The sequence below is a fragment of the Mycobacterium sp. NGS40 genome, assembly GCF_059812735.1.
This window is the reverse complement of record NZ_JCALDG010000014.1, coordinates 166,243-181,908: the sequence shown is the minus strand read 5'-3', so window position 1 is coordinate 181,908 and position 15,666 is coordinate 166,243. Positions and strand designations below refer to the sequence as shown.

General features: G+C 65.2%; 18 protein-coding genes. 9 read left to right on the top strand and 9 right to left on the bottom strand.

Going from position 1 to position 15,666, the window contains the following annotated elements:
• Positions 1 to 418 (top strand): DUF3349 domain-containing protein (locus AC5Y5O_RS21590; protein WP_500027329.1); only part of this gene is annotated, 418 nt, incomplete at its 5' end.
• 87 nt (positions 419 to 505) lie between these two features.
• Here AC5Y5O_RS21590 and AC5Y5O_RS21585 read toward each other — a convergent pair.
• The 5 genes from AC5Y5O_RS21585 to AC5Y5O_RS21565 are packed head-to-tail and all read right to left on the bottom strand — an operon-like array spanning position 506 to position 4,350.
• Positions 506 to 1,270: an endonuclease/exonuclease/phosphatase family protein gene (locus AC5Y5O_RS21585; protein WP_500027326.1), complete on the bottom strand. Its 765-nt coding sequence runs from the start codon at positions 1,268 to 1,270 to the stop codon at positions 506 to 508.
• Between the two features lie 24 nt (positions 1,271 to 1,294).
• Entirely contained in the window at positions 1,295 to 1,885 is a 591-nt protein-coding gene (locus AC5Y5O_RS21580; RefSeq protein ID WP_500027324.1) for an SAM-dependent methyltransferase, read from the bottom strand.
• Positions 1,886 to 1,917: 32 nt separating this feature from the next.
• Positions 1,918 to 2,688: a PIG-L deacetylase family protein gene (locus AC5Y5O_RS21575; RefSeq protein WP_096285514.1), complete on the bottom strand. Its 771-nt coding sequence runs from the start codon at positions 2,686 to 2,688 to the stop codon at positions 1,918 to 1,920.
• Between the two features lie 7 nt (positions 2,689 to 2,695).
• Positions 2,696 to 3,637, bottom strand: coding sequence for an acyl-CoA dehydrogenase family protein (locus tag AC5Y5O_RS21570; RefSeq protein ID WP_096285516.1), 942 nt, complete (start codon positions 3,635 to 3,637; stop codon positions 2,696 to 2,698).
• Positions 3,634 to 4,350, bottom strand: coding sequence for a glycosyltransferase family 2 protein (locus AC5Y5O_RS21565; protein WP_096285518.1), 717 nt, complete (start codon positions 4,348 to 4,350; stop codon positions 3,634 to 3,636). The genes AC5Y5O_RS21570 and AC5Y5O_RS21565 overlap by 4 nt, the downstream gene beginning before the upstream one ends.
• Positions 4,351 to 4,433: 83 nt before the next feature.
• Here AC5Y5O_RS21565 and AC5Y5O_RS21560 point away from each other — a divergent pair, with 83 nt between their 5' ends.
• Entirely contained in the window at positions 4,434 to 5,009 is a 576-nt protein-coding gene (locus tag AC5Y5O_RS21560) for a nucleotidyltransferase (RefSeq protein WP_096285520.1), read from the top strand.
• 10 nt (positions 5,010 to 5,019) lie between these two features.
• Here AC5Y5O_RS21560 and AC5Y5O_RS21555 read toward each other — a convergent pair whose 3' ends face one another.
• Positions 5,020 to 5,277 (bottom strand): DUF7218 family protein, encoded by a 258-nt coding sequence (locus AC5Y5O_RS21555; protein WP_096290922.1) that lies wholly within the window; start codon positions 5,275 to 5,277, stop codon positions 5,020 to 5,022.
• A gap of 130 nt (positions 5,278 to 5,407) precedes the next feature.
• On the opposite strand from AC5Y5O_RS21555, the gene AC5Y5O_RS21550 reads away from it, so the two are divergent.
• Genes AC5Y5O_RS21550 through AC5Y5O_RS21540 form a run of 3 tightly spaced genes read left to right on the top strand, consistent with a single transcriptional unit; the run spans position 5,408 to position 9,077 of the window.
• Positions 5,408 to 6,430: a chemotaxis protein CheB gene (locus tag AC5Y5O_RS21550; RefSeq protein ID WP_500027318.1), complete on the top strand. Its 1,023-nt coding sequence runs from the start codon at positions 5,408 to 5,410 to the stop codon at positions 6,428 to 6,430.
• Positions 6,417 to 7,172: an STAS domain-containing protein gene (locus tag AC5Y5O_RS21545; RefSeq protein ID WP_500027317.1), complete on the top strand. Its 756-nt coding sequence runs from the start codon at positions 6,417 to 6,419 to the stop codon at positions 7,170 to 7,172. The genes AC5Y5O_RS21550 and AC5Y5O_RS21545 overlap by 14 nt, the downstream gene beginning before the upstream one ends.
• 51 nt (positions 7,173 to 7,223) lie before the next feature.
• Positions 7,224 to 9,077: a CheR family methyltransferase gene (locus AC5Y5O_RS21540; RefSeq protein ID WP_500027315.1), complete on the top strand. Its 1,854-nt coding sequence runs from the start codon at positions 7,224 to 7,226 to the stop codon at positions 9,075 to 9,077.
• On the opposite strand, the gene AC5Y5O_RS21535 is transcribed toward AC5Y5O_RS21540, so the two are convergent.
• Positions 9,074 to 10,006 carry a chemotaxis protein CheB gene (locus AC5Y5O_RS21535; protein ID WP_096285527.1) on the bottom strand — a complete coding sequence of 311 codons (933 nt, stop codon included), beginning with the start codon at positions 10,004 to 10,006 and terminating at the stop codon, positions 9,074 to 9,076. The genes AC5Y5O_RS21540 and AC5Y5O_RS21535 overlap by 4 nt on opposite strands.
• A 221-nt stretch (positions 10,007 to 10,227) precedes the next feature.
• Here AC5Y5O_RS21535 and AC5Y5O_RS21530 point away from each other — a divergent pair, with 221 nt between their 5' ends.
• The 3 genes from AC5Y5O_RS21530 (at position 10,228) to AC5Y5O_RS21520 (ending at position 13,272) form a co-directional block, all read left to right on the top strand.
• Entirely contained in the window at positions 10,228 to 11,418 is a 1,191-nt protein-coding gene (locus tag AC5Y5O_RS21530; RefSeq protein WP_500027313.1) for a glycosyltransferase, read from the top strand.
• Positions 11,419 to 11,464: 46 nt separating this feature from the next.
• Positions 11,465 to 12,514, top strand: coding sequence for a helix-turn-helix transcriptional regulator (locus AC5Y5O_RS21525; RefSeq protein WP_500027311.1), 1,050 nt, complete (start codon positions 11,465 to 11,467; stop codon positions 12,512 to 12,514).
• A gap of 281 nt (positions 12,515 to 12,795) precedes the next feature.
• On the top strand, positions 12,796 to 13,272 hold the full coding sequence (locus AC5Y5O_RS21520; RefSeq protein ID WP_096285533.1) for an STAS domain-containing protein: 477 nt from the start codon (positions 12,796 to 12,798) through the stop codon (positions 13,270 to 13,272).
• 6 nt (positions 13,273 to 13,278) lie between these two features.
• On the opposite strand, the gene AC5Y5O_RS21515 is transcribed toward AC5Y5O_RS21520, so the two are convergent.
• Together AC5Y5O_RS21515 and AC5Y5O_RS21510 are read right to left on the bottom strand one after the other, a co-directional pair.
• On the bottom strand, positions 13,279 to 14,331 hold the full coding sequence (locus AC5Y5O_RS21515; protein ID WP_096290923.1) for a DNA topoisomerase IB: 1,053 nt from the start codon (positions 14,329 to 14,331) through the stop codon (positions 13,279 to 13,281).
• Between the two features lie 118 nt (positions 14,332 to 14,449).
• Entirely contained in the window at positions 14,450 to 14,848 is a 399-nt protein-coding gene (locus tag AC5Y5O_RS21510) for a heme-binding protein (protein WP_096285535.1), read from the bottom strand.
• Positions 14,849 to 15,213: 365 nt separating this feature from the next.
• Between AC5Y5O_RS21510 and AC5Y5O_RS21505 the strand changes: the two genes are divergently transcribed.
• Positions 15,214 to 15,648, top strand: a complete 435-nt coding sequence (locus tag AC5Y5O_RS21505; protein ID WP_500027308.1) for an SRPBCC family protein — start codon at positions 15,214 to 15,216, stop codon at positions 15,646 to 15,648.
• The last annotated feature ends 18 nt before the right edge of the window (positions 15,649 to 15,666 follow it).

Here is a 15,666-nt window from a genome sequence, read left to right as displayed (position 1 = left end):
GCGCGTAGTGCAGGTATCGGCAACGAACTGTCCGGTCGATGGTTTCAACCCTCGACTCCGGGTTATCCCTGGCAGGAACCGCGGACACCGGGCCCGCGCCGGGGACAGTGAGGTGAGGGAGAAGATGGGCCATCGAATGTCGGGCATTCTCACTTTTCTCCGGAATGGGTACCCCACCTGCGCGCCGCCGGTTGGCTACCTTTCGCTGCTGGCCTTATTGCCGCGCCGCATCTCCGAGGACGAAGTCTGCGAAATCGCCTGGGACCTCTCGGTGCGCGGGTGTCCGGTCGATGACGCCGATATCGGCGTGGAGATCACCCGGAACATCCATGAAATGCCCTTGCCCGAAGATATCGAGCGGGTCCGGCGGCGACTCATTGCGATTGGCGGGCCGGATACGATTGCTCACGACGGATAATCAGGTTGATTCGAGAACGTCTGTGCGCCAGTGCTATTCGTAGCCGGGTATAGCGCGGCACCGTTGGCTGTCGCGCCAAACGGGCAGTCACTCGCGATCGAGGTCGACCACCAGCGGCCGATGATCGGAGATCGACATCGGCTCGGTCTCAATCGTGGTGCCGCACAGGTCGCGGTCATCGGTCAGGATGTGGTCGAGCTGGCGGTCCGGGACCTCCGCGGGAAACGTGTCGGCCGTCGCGAGCGCCCGCATGCCCGACCAGCGATGCACTGCCGGCGGCGTCATGTTGAGGTCACCGGTCAGTAGCCGCGGACCGGGAAATCCGCGCAAATCGTGGATCAGGCGGCGCAATTGGCGCCGGTTCCAGCCGGGCACGAAGGACAGATGCGTGTTGGCCACGGTCAGCGGACCTAATGGTGTGTCCAGCCGGGCAATGACGGCCGCTCGGGGTTCTTCGTCGACGACCATCACCCGGTTGGGACCGGGCAGGTACATCGGAAATCGCATCGGAATCCGGGGCAGACGCACGACTTGCCAACTGGCCGCGGGGAATCGGGACAGCAGCGCGATTCCGTATGCAGCGGTCCCGGGTTGTTCATCGCCGGTGGCGGCCATCCATGTCGCGCCTGGCGTGCCGGAGATCGCGGCCACGAATCGGTGTTCCACTGCTCCCATCGCTTCGGCTGCCAATGCGGTGAGGTCGGCTCGCGAGGACCGCTCCTGGTCACAGTCGACTTCCTGCAACGCCAGTACGTCGGGATCCAGGCGTCGCACGCAGTCCAGGAGCCGCTGCGGGTCGACTCCGTCGCCCACGGTGCGGCCGTGCAGGATGTTGAAGGTCGCTACGCGCATGGACTTTCGGCTTCCGATTTCCCGCTACCGGGCTCCGGGCACTTTTTCGCGTGCCGCCACCGAGCCGCCGTCGCCGGTATCGAAGACCTCGACGACGACGTCACGGTCCTGGTAGCGGCCCAGCGATGTCAGGCCCGGTGTTCGCGCGATGATCGCATGGGCCGCGTCACCGGTAAGCGGGTAGTCGGCCACCGGGTGGCGCCAGTGTGCGGCGACAACATTCGCGCCGGCCTGCAGCCGAACGCATTCCCGGGCCAACACCGCGGCAAGCGTCTCCGCTTGCAGGTAGTAGGCGATTTCGCTGAGCACGAGCAGATCGAAGGGGCCGGACGGCCACGAAGCATCGAGAGAAGACCGGGCCAGCGTCACCCGGTCCCGGCACCCGGCCTGCTGCAGCCGTGACTCGGCGGCACGTACCGCCGCGTCGGCCACATCCACCGCCGTCACGTGGTCACAGCGCTGTGCCAGCTGCGCGGTCAGCACCCCGATCGAACAGCCGGGCTCGAAGGCATGCCGATAGCGGCGATTGGGCAGCAGGGCCAGCGTGATCGCGTACTTGCGCTGCTCGTACCATCGCGTCGATAACTGCCACGGATCGTCGGCGTCGGCATACATCTGGTTGAAATATGTGTCGGGGAGGCGGGCGCTCAGCGGAACGTCACCTCGCCCACGGCCATCAGTCGCGGCAGGACGTAGGTCGGCAGCACCGGTGGCGAGCCGGCGCTCGATTCGAATTGGCTGCGAAAGCACTGCGCGGCACGGCGTTTGCGGACCACCGCCCAATCGGGCATCGGTGAGGAACGCGCACGATCCCACGGCACCGCGGGATCGTGGGGAATAGCCCAGTGCCACATCCAGATCGGATACTCCAGCAACACGGTGTCGGTGCGTGCGCAGGCCGTGGCGGCGGCGCGTCCAACCGCCTCGTGATCGGGATGTCCGTCACCTCGCCAGGTGGCGGCGCACCAGGGTCGCACGTCGGCTCGATCGAGGATCTCGACGAGCAAATCGGTGAGCTTGTCCTCGTAGTCGGCCAGCTGGCCGTCCGGCAAGCCGAGCGAAACCGGTGGCGAGACTCCCAAAATGCTTGTTGCTCTGCGCAATTCGTGCTGTCGTGTCGCCTCCATGCGCTTCTGGTCCAATGGTGTCGCTCCGGGGTGTGCCGCGCCGCCGTCACTGACCGATACGACCTGAACGTCGACGTCGGCTGCGACCAACTGGGCGATCGTGGCGCCCAGGCCGAGTGTCTCGTCGTCGGGATGGGGTGCGACGACGACCAGCCCCGGGCACTCGGTGAGATCCAGTGGCGCAACGGGTTGGTCGTTGAGCGCGGTCAGCCACACCGGCGCAGGTGTACCGCTGTGGGTCAGCGGCTTGGCCGCGAACCTGGCGCAGTTGCTGGTCGACAGTGTCTTCACGTCACTCTCAGCGCCGCTGCCCCGCAAGCTCCCCGAGCGCGGCCAGATCCCGCTCGGCGTGGCTTTGCCGGATGTAGATGCTCAAGTCGGCCACCCGCTGGGCGTGGCGGCCATCCTGGCACAGGGGGCCGGGTCCCAACGCGCGGCCGGTCCGGGTGATCGCCTCGTCGGCGGCGTGTTCGACGATCGCCCGCACCCGGCGCGCCAGCAGCTCGGCGCTGTCGGATCGGTCGAACGGGTCGGCGTCGACCTGGGCTGACGCGGTGCTCAGCATCGCCTCGCCGGCCGCCAGCGCGGCGTCGACGGCACCCAGATGTGCCAACGAGTAGGCGTCCGCTGATTCACTTGCGGCACAGCGATATAACGGCTCGGCAACCCGGCGGGCACCGCCGAGCCAGCATGCCGCCACGCCGATGGCGCCATGCCAGAACCCGGGCCGGCTCAGATAGTCACCGGGATCGCCGATCGCCACGGCCTGGGCGTTGGTGAACTGCACCGGCCGGGTGTCACTTCCGGCCATCCCGGCGTTCCACCACGTGGACGGCAACGCCTTGACCGCGGGGTCGACGACGGCGACCGCGAAGAGGCCTCGCTCGCCGTCATCGAGCCGGGCGGTCACCAGGGCATGAGTGCAGAACCCGGCGCCCGAGCACCACACCTTGGTGCCGTTGAGCACGAATGCCCCCTTGACGTTGGTGGCCGTCACCACCGCATCGGGTGACTCGGCCGCCCACACCCCCCACAACTGGCCGAGATCGGGTGGCTTGCCACCTAATTCGTCGAGGATCGCAACGGCGTCGACGTGGGCCTCCACGATGCGGGCCGCAACGACGTCTTCTTCGGCCAGCAGGGCCAGACGTTGCCAGCGTTCCAGCGTGCGTCCCGACGCGGGCAGTGGCAGTTCGAGTCGTCCGGAATCCAGCCAGTGCTTGATCAATCCCGCGGTCACGCGTGATCTCCTGCCGCCGTTCTCCTCAATTGCCTTAACTCGTAGGCGAATCCGTGCGGGGCTCGGGCCTGGGTTCGTGCCGAGGTGATGACCGACAGCTCGGTGTCGCGGTGAATGCGATAGCCGACAGCTTTGAATCGCTCGACCAGGTCGACGTCCTCCCCGCAGGCCAGTGCGCGGAAGCCGCCGAGCCGCCAGTACGCGCGGGCACTGAAACCCATGTTTGCGCCGTGAATGTGGTCGTGCTGGTCGCTCAGACGAGCCTCGTAGGCCTGCGTGTAGCGCTCCGCCGTGTCGGGCGAATGCTCGCGCCAGTCGGTGATACGCACCACGCCCAGAACCATGTCCGCACCAACCCCGAGCTGATGGATCAGCCAGCCCGGGTCGACTCGGCTGTCCGCGTCCGTTGTGGCATACCAGCACTCGTCTTCATCGCTACACAGCGAGCGGCCATAGCCGAAACCGGCCGCCCGCGCGGCACCCACGTTGTGGGCGTCGACACTGATGAAGTGCACATCGGGCCCATACTCGCCGGCCAGCAGCGCGCTGTCGTCGTCGCTGGCGTCCAGAACCACGACGATGGATACCGGCATCGGTACGCACAGCGCACTGGTCACGACCGCACGCAGACACGCCGGGAGGTGCGCCTTCTCGTTGTGAGCGGGGACCACCACGACGACGCGATCGTAGCTGCGAGGCGACGGCACAGACATAACTGGCGATTGCCCAATTCGCCACTGTTTAAACAGATGACAATCGGGTTGCGTGCGCCGTGGGCCGGGTATCACCTAGTCACATGGCATCTACGGCAGCACCAATCGAATCGGACGGCGGCTCGGCGCGACTGCGCGAGGCGTTGCGGGGTGCGGCATCCGCACTCAAGGAGAACGGTCCGCGCTTCGCCTTGGCAGGCAGTTATGCGTTATGGGCGTACGGCGCACCTGAACCCAGCCATGACGTTGATCTGGTAGTCGCCGAATCCGACGTGGCCGCCGCGGCCGCCACGCTGCGCGGCGCGGGGTTCACGATCGAAAACCCGCCGGAGGATTGGCTGTTCAAGGCTTGCATTGGCGAGACGTTCGTAGACGTGCTGCACCGCGTGAACGGTGAGCCGGTGGAGGCGGCGACGCTGGATTTTGCCGAGCAGCGTGACGTGCTGGCAATCGCGATGCCCGTCTTGCCGCCCACCATGGTGTTGATCCAGAAGTTGCGTGCCCTCAACGAGCACCACTGCGATTTCGCAAAGTTGCTACCCCACGTGCGCGCGATCCGGGAACGGCTCGACTGGGCCAGCATCAGATCACAGACCGCCGGCAACGATTACGCGGTGGCCTTCTTGGTACTCGCCGGCCGGCTCGGGCTCACCGGCTGAACGCCGGCGGTCAGTGGTTGCGCAGTTTGGCGACCAATTTGTCCTTCGTCAGGCCTGAATAGCCGGACATACCAAGTTCTTTGGCGCGCTTTTTGAGCTCCGGCACCGTCCAGTCGGTGTACGAACCGGACTTGCCGCCCTTGCGGCCGACCGAAGACGTGCCCCGAGCGGCGGCGGCGTTGGAGATCCGTGCCGCTTTCTCCTCGGAGTTGCCCTGCTTACGCAGCTCGCGGTACATCTTCTCGTTTTTGATCGACGGGTTGGGCACGATGGTCACCTTCCTGTCATCGATGGGATACTTTGGCCAGAATTCCCGGCTTGACCGCGGTGAAACCACGGCGGCGAAACTCCTGTCCATCACCGATGCGGTTACCTATCCTTGAGTGGGGTAGTCGAAAATGGTGAGTCCAGCGCCCGGCAACGGCCTTCGCGGTGTGGTGGCTATTGGTGCCTCGGCGGGTGGCGTCGAGGCACTGTCGAAGCTGGCTGCCGGGTTGTCGACGGACTCGCCGTACGCCTATGTGATGACTTTGCACATCCCCGCCGGTGCGCCGAGCATCCTGGCACGCATCATCAACCGCAGCGGACCGCTGCCCGCTGTCAACGCGGAGAATGGCGCGGCGCTGGAGCCGGGCCACATCTACGTGGCACGGCCAGACCGTCATCTGCTGGTCGACGATTGTCGCGTCGTGCTGTCGCACGGGCCAACCGAGAATGGTCATCGACCAGCAATCAATGCGCTGTTTCGCTCGGTTGCGTTGGCGTTCGGGCCACGCGCGATCGGGGTGCTCCTGTCGGGCGTGCTCGACGATGGCGTCCTCGGGCTGGACGCGATCCGGTCGCGCGGCGGGATCACCATCGGCCAGTCGCTCGATGATGCGCTGTTCCCGTCGCTGCCCGGAAAAGCGCAGGACGCTGGTGTATTGGATCAACAGGCTGCGGCGGCCGACATCGGAGAAGTGCTCGAAGCGCTGTCGCACCGTGAGATCAAGGAGCTGAATGTGGAGCCTGATAATCGGATGGAGTTGGAGAATCGCATCGCGATGACGGCCCGATTCTCGACGAATTTCGATACCCAAGATATTGGTCCGGCGTCGGGATACACCTGTCCGGATTGCAATGGATCACTAGTTGCGCTCGGGGAGAGGCACTTTCGTTGCCGAGTAGGTCACGCATGGACGCCGGACGCGCTGCTGGCCGCTCGCGACGATGAAGTCGAGAGTGCGTTGTGGATCGCCCTGCGCAGTCTGCAGGAAAAAGCGAAGCTGGCCCGGCAACTTGCCGACAGCGTCGGACACGGTCCGCTCTTTGTCCGGTACAGCGCGCGGGCCGAGGAAACCGAACGCGCGCTGAGCATACGCAGCGAACGGCTGGCGGCGACGAGTTCCCGCGCAGACGAGTTGGGCGATGTCGGTGGTTGACTCATCCGTCCAGGTCGGCGTTGAACGTCGCGGAGATGTCGCCGTCCTGACGATCGGCGGAGTGCTCGACGGCACCACCTACCGGAGTTTGCGTGATGCCGTGATCAAAGCCGCCCTGGACGAGCCGCGCGCGGTGATCGTCGATGTCAACGAGCTGTCGGTGCCCGCCGACTCCGCGTGGTCGGTGTTCACCAGCGCTCGTTGGCATGTCAGCACCTGGCCGGACGTGCCGATCCTGCTGGTGTGTGAAAGCCTGCGGTCTCGGCGCGCGATCAGCGCAAACGGTGTCTCCCGGTACGTGCCGGTGTACGGCGACCACCAGGCCGCGGCCGACGCCGTGCTGGATCGGTCATGTGACGGCCGCCGCCGGGCGCGGACACAGCTTCCCGCCAGGGCGGTCAGCGTGGGCTTGGCCCGCGCATTGATCTCCGAGTGGCTGACCGGGTGGGCCCAGGGTCACCTGATTCCGGTTGCGGGCACGGTGGCGACGGTCTTCGTCGAGAATGTCCTCGACCACACGGACAGCGCGCCGGTGCTGATCGTCGAGAGCTATCGGGACACCGTCACGGTCGCAGTCGAAGATGACAGCACGGAGCCGGCGGGCCGGCTCGAAACCGACGCCGGCACCGCGACCCTTTCGGGTCTATCCATCGTCTCGGCGCTGTGCCGTGCATGGGGCAGCACTCCCACCTCGTCGGGCAAGACGGTTTGGGCACTGGTCGGTCGCGAAAACGAGCTCTAGCACCGCGAGTAGTGTTCAAGTCCTCAAGCAGCCGATCTTCGAGGGACTTCCATGGACGACACCACCGACGAGTCGTTTGAGGCCTTGCTGAGATATCTGCGGGATTCTCGTGGATTTGACTTCACCGGCTACAAACGGACGTCGTTGATGCGTCGCGTCCGTCATCGGATGGAGCATGCCGGCTACAGCTCCTACGAGGAGTACCTCGACGTCTTGCAAGCCAGTTCGGACGAATTCGCGGCGCTGTTCAACACCATCCTGATCAACGTCACCGCGTTTTTCCGTGACGTAGAGCCCTGGGAATTCGTCCGGGACGAGGTCATTCCGCGGCTGCTTGCCGAGCGGGGTCCCACCGACCCGATCCGGGTATGGAGCGCGGGATGCGCGTCCGGACAAGAGGCGTACACGCTGGCCATGCTCATGGCCGACGCACTTGGGGCCGACGAATTCCGGCAGCGGGTCAAGATCTATGCGACCGATATCGACGAAGAGGCGCTCGCCGAGGCCCGCGTCGCGTCCTACGACGCCAAAGCCGTCGAGTCGGTACCGCCAGAGATGCTGGCGCGCTACTTCGAACAGGTCAACGGCCGCTACGTGTTCCACAAAGATCTGCGTCGCGCGGTCATTTTCGGCCGTAACGACCTCGTCAAGGATGCGCCCATCTCTCGAGTCGACTTGCTGGTGTGCCGTAACACCCTGATGTATCTCAATGCCGAGACTCAGCGAAATGTGCTGGGACGCTTGCATTTCGCGCTCGGTCCGCAAGGCACGTTGTTCCTGGGGCACGCCGAGATGTTACTGAGCCACGGTGACCGCTTCACTCCGCTGAACTTGCAGAACCGGATCTTTCGCAAGGCGGCCGGGACCCACGGCAACGTGGATCGCTACGATCCGGCGGCGGCGTTCTACGATCGCCACGGTGACTTGCAGGGCCTGATGACGGTGCGCGAGTTGGCTTTTCGCGCCAGCCCGGTGGCGCAGATCGTGGTCACCGGCGAGGACACCGTCGCGATGATCAATCAGCAGGCGGAGAGCGTCTTCGGTTTGTCGGCTCGCGACATCGGCCGCCTGCTGCGTGATCTCGAAGTCTCCTACCGCCCCGTCGAGCTGCGCGCCTACCTCGAGCAGGCGAAGGTCGAGCGGCGTTCGGCGCGGATTCCGGACGTCAAATGGCAGCGGCCCGGCGCCGAGACGGTGTGGTTCGAGATTCATGTCAATCCTCTGGTCGACGCCGAAAACGGCTTGCTCGGGGTGTCGATCGTGTTCTTCGACGTCACCGCGACGCGTGCCCTACTGGACAAGGTCGTGCAGACCAACCGCCAGCTGGAGGCAGCCTACGAGGAGTTGCAGTCCACCAACGAGGAGCTCGAGACGACCAACGAGGAACTGCAGTCCACGGTGGAGGAACTCGAGACCACCAATGAGGAATTGCAGTCCACCAACGAAGAGCTCGAGACCATGAACGAGGAGCTGCAGTCCACCAACGACGAACTGCACACGATCAACGACACACTGCGGGAACGCAGCCTGGAACTCGACGACGCCAAGAACTTCCTGGATTCGCTGACCAACTCGATGCAGCTGGGCATGGTCGTGGTGGACCGCGAGATGAAGGTGGTGGTGTGGAACCGCGGCTGCGAGGACCTCTGGGGATTGCGGGCCGATGAGACGACCGGCGCCAGGCTGACTTCGCTGGATATCGGGCTCCCGTTGGAGACCGTGCGGCCACTGATCGGCAACGCGTTCGTCGACCAGGACAGCGTCGGTGAAACCGTGGTGGACGCGGTCAACCGGCGTGGCCGGGCGGCGCGAATTCGGGTGACGTGTACGTCATTTCGTTCGGGGGATGGAGCCGTCGGAGGGGCATTGCTTCTGATGGAGGTTCTAAGCGAGCAGCGGCCTTAGTCACCGGTTGCCCGGTCGGCTGCCGCATGGTTGGCGGCCTGCCGTGCTTGCATGGCCCGACGCAGCGACTCTTCGGCGCGGCGTCGGGCGATAGCCACCGATTGGGCCGTGGCGCCGAGTCCTGCCGCCAGATCCCGACGCCGACGCTGGAGTTCGGCCGCGCGCCGGCGCGCGGCCTCGGCGCGACCCGCCGGAGTATTGGCGGTGCGGTTCAACGACAGCCGGTTCAGGCCGCCGCGCGGTGGGCCAGTCACTTCCTCGGTTTCCATCGCCTCTCTTTCCTCACCAGTGGTGTCGTCGATACTCGGCATTGAGTTTGCGGCCTCGGCTTCGGCCGATGGGCACGGGGGAGGGGCGCCCTCGACGATGCTGGCCAGGACATCGCCGATGACGTTAATCGGCAAAACCAGATCGGCACCGGCCTGGGCCGCCGCGATGGGCATCGAGGGATATTCGGCGGTATCCGGGCTTTGTGCGATGGCGAAGGCGCCGGCCCGCTTCATCGCCGCGACTCCTTCGGCGCCATCCCTGCCGGAGCCCGACAACACCACGGCCAGTCCCCGTGGCCCGTATGAGGCGGCCACCGACGCCAGCAAAACGTCGAAGCGGTGCTCGGTGGGCGACCGCATTCTGCGCAGTCGGCAGCAACCCTGCGGTGTCACTTCCATGTGCATATCCGGCGGGCACACGATCACGTGGCCCGGTTCGACCATTTGCCCGTCGCGCGCCCAGCTCACTCGATGACCTGTGGACCTGTGCAGAATCGTCGGCAGCACGCTGGATTGCCCGCCGAGATGTTGTTGCACGATGACGGCTGCGCCGAAATCCGCCGGCAGGTCACCTAGGAGCGCCGATAACGCGTTCAATCCACCTGCCGACGCCAACAGCACCACCACTGCCACCCCAGGGCGGTGCTCGCCGGTCGTCATGCGGTCCAGTGTCCTCCTACCGGTGCTCTCGCCGCAGTCCCCGGCGGCCGCGGTATCCGCGAGGCGAAGTGGTTCGCCGGTCGGCGAAAACGCCGGCGCTTACGGGTTTGGGTCGACATTTATCTGGGTACGGCCCTGTGTCGCGGGCGCCACGGCGCTGCGGCGCACCGCGCGTGGAGTACTTCGACGCAAGTTCGAACCGGCTACGGAAGGACTTTGTCGTGAAGATCGCGATCGTTATCGGCGACGACTTCGTGGGTGACGACCCGGCGCGCCTCAGTACCGCACTGACCGCCCTGGGTCACGACGTCACGGTCTACGTGCGGCAACGGGATCGGCGTACCGAGCAAAAGCGGCCCGACCGGGGCTATCGCATCGTCTCGGTGCGCGTCGGTCCCGGTGCGGCGCGGTCAGCGGCCGACGCCTTGCCGTTCGTCGGGCATTGGGCGGCCACACTTGACCAGCAGTGGTCACGCGATCGACCCGATATCGTGCACGCATTTGGCTGGTTGGGCGGGATGGCGGCGCAGCTGGCCGCACGACGGAGTGGCCGGCTGACTGTCCAGACTTTCCAGGGCTTCACCGCGTTGTCGGCGACACCCGGGACCGCGACGGGTGAAGACGCGGCGCGTGCGCGCCTGGAGCCGCTGTTGGCACGCAGCGCGGGCTGGGCAACCGTCGAGAGCACTTCAGAACTCGAGACGGTCGCCAGATTGCGGCACGGACGGGAGCGGGCGTCGGTTCTCACTGGGGGCGTCGACGTCAAGCGCTACACTCCGGTGGGCCCGGCGTTCGACCGTACCGACGTCTACCGTATTCTGTGCTTGGCACCAAATGCATTGTCGGGCAATGGTTTTGACATCACAATCCAGGCCTTGCCCCGGGTCCCGGCGGCCGAGGTCGTGGTCGCGGAAACCGAGTCGACCAACCGCAGAAACGACGAGGCGCGAGCGAAGCTGAAACAACTCACCATCGAGTTGGGGGTGGCCGACCGAGTGCGATTCCTGGGTGCCGTTCCCGATAGCGAATTGCCGATGTTGTTGCGATCCGTCGACGTCGTCGCGTGCACACCGCGCCGGCCGCCGCGGGCGACGGCGGCGTTGCAGGCCATGGCGAGCGGAGTCGCCGTAGTCGGCGTGCCCGTCGGTGTGCTCAATGATGTCGTCGTCACCGATGTGACTGGCCATCTGTTGTCGGACGACAGCCCCAAAGAACTGGCGACTGCCTTGAGAACGCTTGCCGCGGAACGGTTTCGTTGTGAGGGCATGGGCGCGGGGGGCAGAAGCCGGGCAATGTCACGCTACACGTGGGATCGGATTGCGCTGGACTCCCTGGCCATTTATGGGAGACTCAGTGCGGGACACTTGCCGTCGGGACGGCAAGCGAAGGCGATGGAAGAGGTCACACGGTGACCGGTACGCAGTCTTTCGGTGACTTCACTACACCGACGGCGAAGTCATGACCAGCGTCGCCGAAAAGTCCGTCGGCGTATCCGATGGATCGCCTGAATCGCGCAATGCCGACTACGGGGCCGCCCGTGACCCCGGAAGGTTGTCACGGCCGGCCGCACTTCGGCACGAGCAATTTCGCACGTTCGATCCGGGCCAAGCGCGTCGCTTCTTTGCCGCCGCCTACACGCCGGGTTGGCAAGTCATGGGTCTCGCCAGAGGATCGGCCGTTACCCACCGGCGTTGCGATACCGGCTCGCTGCATTTCGACGAGGTTCTGATTCAGGGCCGGGTCAGGTGCGAAATTCCCGGGGCGACATCGGTTCTCGTGATCCAACCCCGTGCCGGTTCGTTATCCACCGCCATAACCGCGGCCAGCGAGTCCGAGTACCCGGTGCTCGTCGCCGACGGTATGCCCTGTGTGCTCCAAATCAATTCCGCGCAATTCGATGTCGTCAGCATCGGGGAAGACGTGCTGCGCAAGGTCGCCGCCGGTCACCATGCGCCGTTGCCGCAGAAGATCCGGTTCTTGGACCCGCGCCCGCGCTCGCTCGCCGCCGCCCGGGCCTGGCACCGGGCAATGGATTACGTCACGGCCACGCTGTCGTCGGCCGATACGGCGCAACAGCCGCTGATCGCCGCATCGGCGGCCGCCGTAATGGCGACCGCACTGCTCGAGTGCTACCCGTCCACCCTGACCGCGGACAGCGACGTGCTGAGCGACCCGGAGGTACCGGAAGCACTAAAAGACGCTGTTTCATTCATCCACCGAAACGCGGCGAGCGACGTAGGGATCCACGATGTCGCGGCCGCATTGCGCCTGACGCCCAGGGCGGTGCAATACCTGTTCAAACACCAACTCGACACCACTCCGACGCGATACATGCGGCGCGTTCGGCTACACCGCGCGCATCTGGACCTGTTATCCAGCGACCGTTCCACGACTACGGTCGGCGAGATCGCACAGCGGTGGGGCTTCGTACACACCGGTCGCTTCGCGGTGCAGTACCGGCAGACCTATGGCCAGAGCCCGCATACCACGTTGAGGCAACTGGACTAGCGCGTCGTGCGGCGCATCGAATCAACTTCGTTTGAGGGATAACGATGTCGCGCGGCGAACCGCTGGTATTTGTCAGCTCAAATTGCCGATGGGAAACCTACTGCGTAGCTTGCCATTCTGATATTGCACATGGGCGTGTGCCGTCATGCGAGCATGCGGGACTCAGGTATTGTCGCTAGGCTCTGGTCAGGTTGAGTCCACAGCTGCCGACATCTTCGGGGCCACCTGGACATCGTTGTCACCCGCCCTGTCGCCAATCCACTCAAGATGGGCGCAATTACATGACTGCTTTACCTTTTCGACATGCACCAGACTTTCGTGGGCAACCACGTTGCCGCCATCTGATCGATTGCGCTGGGGCGCAATTACATGTGCACGCGCGCAGTTTGGCAACCGTCTTGCGCGTGGACGGTGAAATAGACGCATCGAACGCCGACCTGCTGGGCGACGCGATCCGCCGCTATTCGCGGCTGAAAGCTCCTCTGATCCTGGACCTCAGCGAGCTGGATTTCCTTGGCATGGCTGGATTTCGGATGCTGCTTGTCCTCAACTGCGAACACCGGCGGGCCCACCTCCACTGGAGTGTGGTCACCGGCGCGCGGCTGGATCGTCTTACCCGCGTGGTCCCCAACCACGGTCTACCGCTTGTCGATTCGGTCCCGGAGGGACTTCAGCTGGTCGACGACCGGATACAGGCGCGGCGTCGGTGCCATAGGGGCGCAGCGCGCCAACACGAACCTCAACGGAAAACCGCCTGACGCGGGCTACGCCGTCTTCGCCAGCGCGGAATGAGACACCTTGTCGCCCTTGGCTACTCTACGAATCAACATGCGAGTCGCCTTCTCGAGTATCTCCTGCGCCGCGTCGGGCCGACGCGCACGCTCGGCGCGCTGCGCGGCGGCCCCGATGGTGAGTCCTTGCTCGTAGCCGACGACGACACGCGGATCGACGTACGAGCCGCGTGCCACCGCCGCAGTGTTGCCCAGTCCCTCGGCGACCTCCTTCATCACCGCGGCCTCAACGCGTTTGGTCACGCGTTGGGATACGGGCGGGTCGGCATCGACGAATGCGGCGGCCGCCAGCACTGTTCCGTGCCACGTGCGCAGGTCCTTGACGGTGAATTCGCCGCCGACGAGCTCTTTGAACCGGGCATTGAGGTCCTCGGCGCGAATTTCAGTCCATCCGGATGCGTTGCGGTACACCAGTAATCGTTCACCGCTGCCGCGGCGTCGCATCAGCGAGCGCACCGCACGGACGACGTCGGCATCCTTGACCGCAACGGTGCGCTGCACCCCGCTCTTGGCGGGATAGTCGAATTCGATCGCGTCGCGATGCACAGTCACGTGCTCACACAGCAGCGTGGCAATTCCGTAGGACTCGTGTTCGTCGGCGTATTGCTCACCACCGGAGCGGAAATAGCCACGGTCCAGCAGTCGCAGTCCCAGCGCCAGCACGCGATCTCGGGAGGCGCCACGATCACCGAGGTCGGCGACGATGCGGGCACGGAATTCCGGCAACCGCGTGGACATGTCCAGGACGCGGTCGAACTTCTCCTCGGCCCGCTCCTGCTGCCACGCGGAATGGTAGAGATACTGGCGGCGTCCCGCTGCGTCGGTGCCGACGGCCTGGATATGTCCGTTGGGGTGCGGCGAGATCCACACTTTCTTCCACGCCGGTGGGATCACCAGGTCCTTAATGCGCTGTAGGGCGGCTTCGTCGGTCAGCGGGTTGCCGTCAGGCCCGACGTAGGTGAAGCCCTTGCCCCGGCGCTTGCGCGCGATTCCGGGGTTGCTCAGGGTGCTTCGGCGCAGCCGCATCATCACCTCCAGTCCCGTGGCTGACTGGAAATTACCCACCCGCGCTGCGGTTGACACCAGTTCAACCGCACAAGCAAACGACCCGCCACGGCAGTGTGGCGGGTCGTTTGGCGCGGAATCAGCCTGCCATGAATTCGTGGTAGGCCGATTCCAGGTTGCCCGGCAGGGCCGACACGTTGCACTGGCGCTCGGTGTCGCCGATCGGCGCCAGGATGCCGCGCAGGTCGTAATACTCCTGCGGGTGCGCGGTGAAGTAGCCGCGCAGGCTGGAGGCGGCCTCCCCCCGGGGCTGTCCGTAGGCCGCGCTGACAACCTGGTTGGCACCGGGGTGCGCGGCGAGGTACTGCTCGGCCGCGCCCTGTACCGAGGAAACCGTGGCGTTGACACCCGCGGGGCTGCAGTCGGGTGCGGCGGTGGCTGACGGCGCGGCGACGAGGCCCAGGGCCATTCCTCCGAGCAGGCAACCGGCGCTCATGCCGGCGACGCGCCGGCGCGCGACGATACTGCTGAAATTCATGATCAGTGTTGTCCTTCGAATCGATCCGAATTGATTCGCGGGGACTCCCGACTCCCCGGAGTCCAAGGTAGCTAAGGATGATGTGGGCAACCTGCCGATCGTGCGTGTAGCTAACGCTTGGATGGACAACAGTTCTCGGCTTGGTCACGCCCAGGCAGTCAGTACCCGCACCTTGTGACCAAATCGTGACCAACTGAAGCGGGTGCCAGCAACATCACCTTATGATTTCTCTAAGGCGCCGATCGCGGTGTCGTGTGTCCCCGCAAAGATGTCTGCCGTTGCCAGCCCGTGCGTGATGCCGCGTGGCCCGGCCCGCGGCTAGCATGGCGTGCGGTCAATGCCGTAACTGCCGGGCGGGAGTTCTGATGGTCGAGATCCACGTGGAACGTATGATCGCCGCGCCACTCGAGCAGGTCTTCGACTGGCTGGCCGACCCCGTCAATTTGGCCGCCGCGCCGTTGGTTCTCAAGGGCTATTGGGCCAAAGGCACGTCTGGCCCGGAGCCCGGAGCGCTGCGCGAGGTGATCGGCATCGGCACCTATTTCCGTGAGGAATTCACGGCCTATGACCGGCCGCACAGCTATACCTACCTGATCGTCAAGTCGATCCCACCGTTCAAGCACGACGGTGGCACCCTGACGTTCACGGCCGCGGGCGATGGGACGCACATCGACTGGCTGACCAACTACACCCATCCGGCCGCGGCCGGAGGAAAAGTGCTGGAAGCGGTCAGCCGCCGACTGCTGCGCGGGAGTTTCCTCGCAATCCTGGACGCGTGCGCGAAGGCGCTCGAGACGTAACGTCGAGTTGCTTGGTAG

What these genes read in the sequence shown, in the direction of transcription:
- AC5Y5O_RS21585 (WP_500027326.1), bottom strand. Translation starts at nt 1,270, where the DNA reads ATGCGCGTAGCGACCTTCAACATCCTGCACGGCCGCACCGTGGGCGAC.
- AC5Y5O_RS21580 (WP_500027324.1), bottom strand. Translation starts at nt 1,885, where the DNA reads ATGTATGCCGACGCCGACGATCCGTGGCAGTTATCGACGCGATGGTAC.
- AC5Y5O_RS21565 (WP_096285518.1), bottom strand. Translation starts at nt 4,350, where the DNA reads ATGTCTGTGCCGTCGCCTCGCAGCTACGATCGCGTCGTCGTGGTGGTC.
- AC5Y5O_RS21560 (WP_096285520.1), top strand. Translation starts at nt 4,434, where the DNA reads ATGGCATCTACGGCAGCACCAATCGAATCGGACGGCGGCTCGGCGCGA.
- AC5Y5O_RS21550 (WP_500027318.1), top strand. Translation starts at nt 5,408, where the DNA reads ATGGTGAGTCCAGCGCCCGGCAACGGCCTTCGCGGTGTGGTGGCTATT.
- AC5Y5O_RS21545 (WP_500027317.1), top strand. Translation starts at nt 6,417, where the DNA reads ATGTCGGTGGTTGACTCATCCGTCCAGGTCGGCGTTGAACGTCGCGGA.
- AC5Y5O_RS21540 (WP_500027315.1), top strand. Translation starts at nt 7,224, where the DNA reads ATGGACGACACCACCGACGAGTCGTTTGAGGCCTTGCTGAGATATCTG.
- AC5Y5O_RS21535 (WP_096285527.1), bottom strand. Translation starts at nt 10,006, where the DNA reads ATGACGACCGGCGAGCACCGCCCTGGGGTGGCAGTGGTGGTGCTGTTG.
- AC5Y5O_RS21525 (WP_500027311.1), top strand. Translation starts at nt 11,465, where the DNA reads ATGACCAGCGTCGCCGAAAAGTCCGTCGGCGTATCCGATGGATCGCCT.
- AC5Y5O_RS21520 (WP_096285533.1), top strand. Translation starts at nt 12,796, where the DNA reads ATGACTGCTTTACCTTTTCGACATGCACCAGACTTTCGTGGGCAACCA.
- AC5Y5O_RS21515 (WP_096290923.1), bottom strand. Translation starts at nt 14,331, where the DNA reads ATGCGGCTGCGCCGAAGCACCCTGAGCAACCCCGGAATCGCGCGCAAG.
- AC5Y5O_RS21510 (WP_096285535.1), bottom strand. Translation starts at nt 14,848, where the DNA reads ATGAATTTCAGCAGTATCGTCGCGCGCCGGCGCGTCGCCGGCATGAGC.
- AC5Y5O_RS21505 (WP_500027308.1), top strand. Translation starts at nt 15,214, where the DNA reads ATGGTCGAGATCCACGTGGAACGTATGATCGCCGCGCCACTCGAGCAG.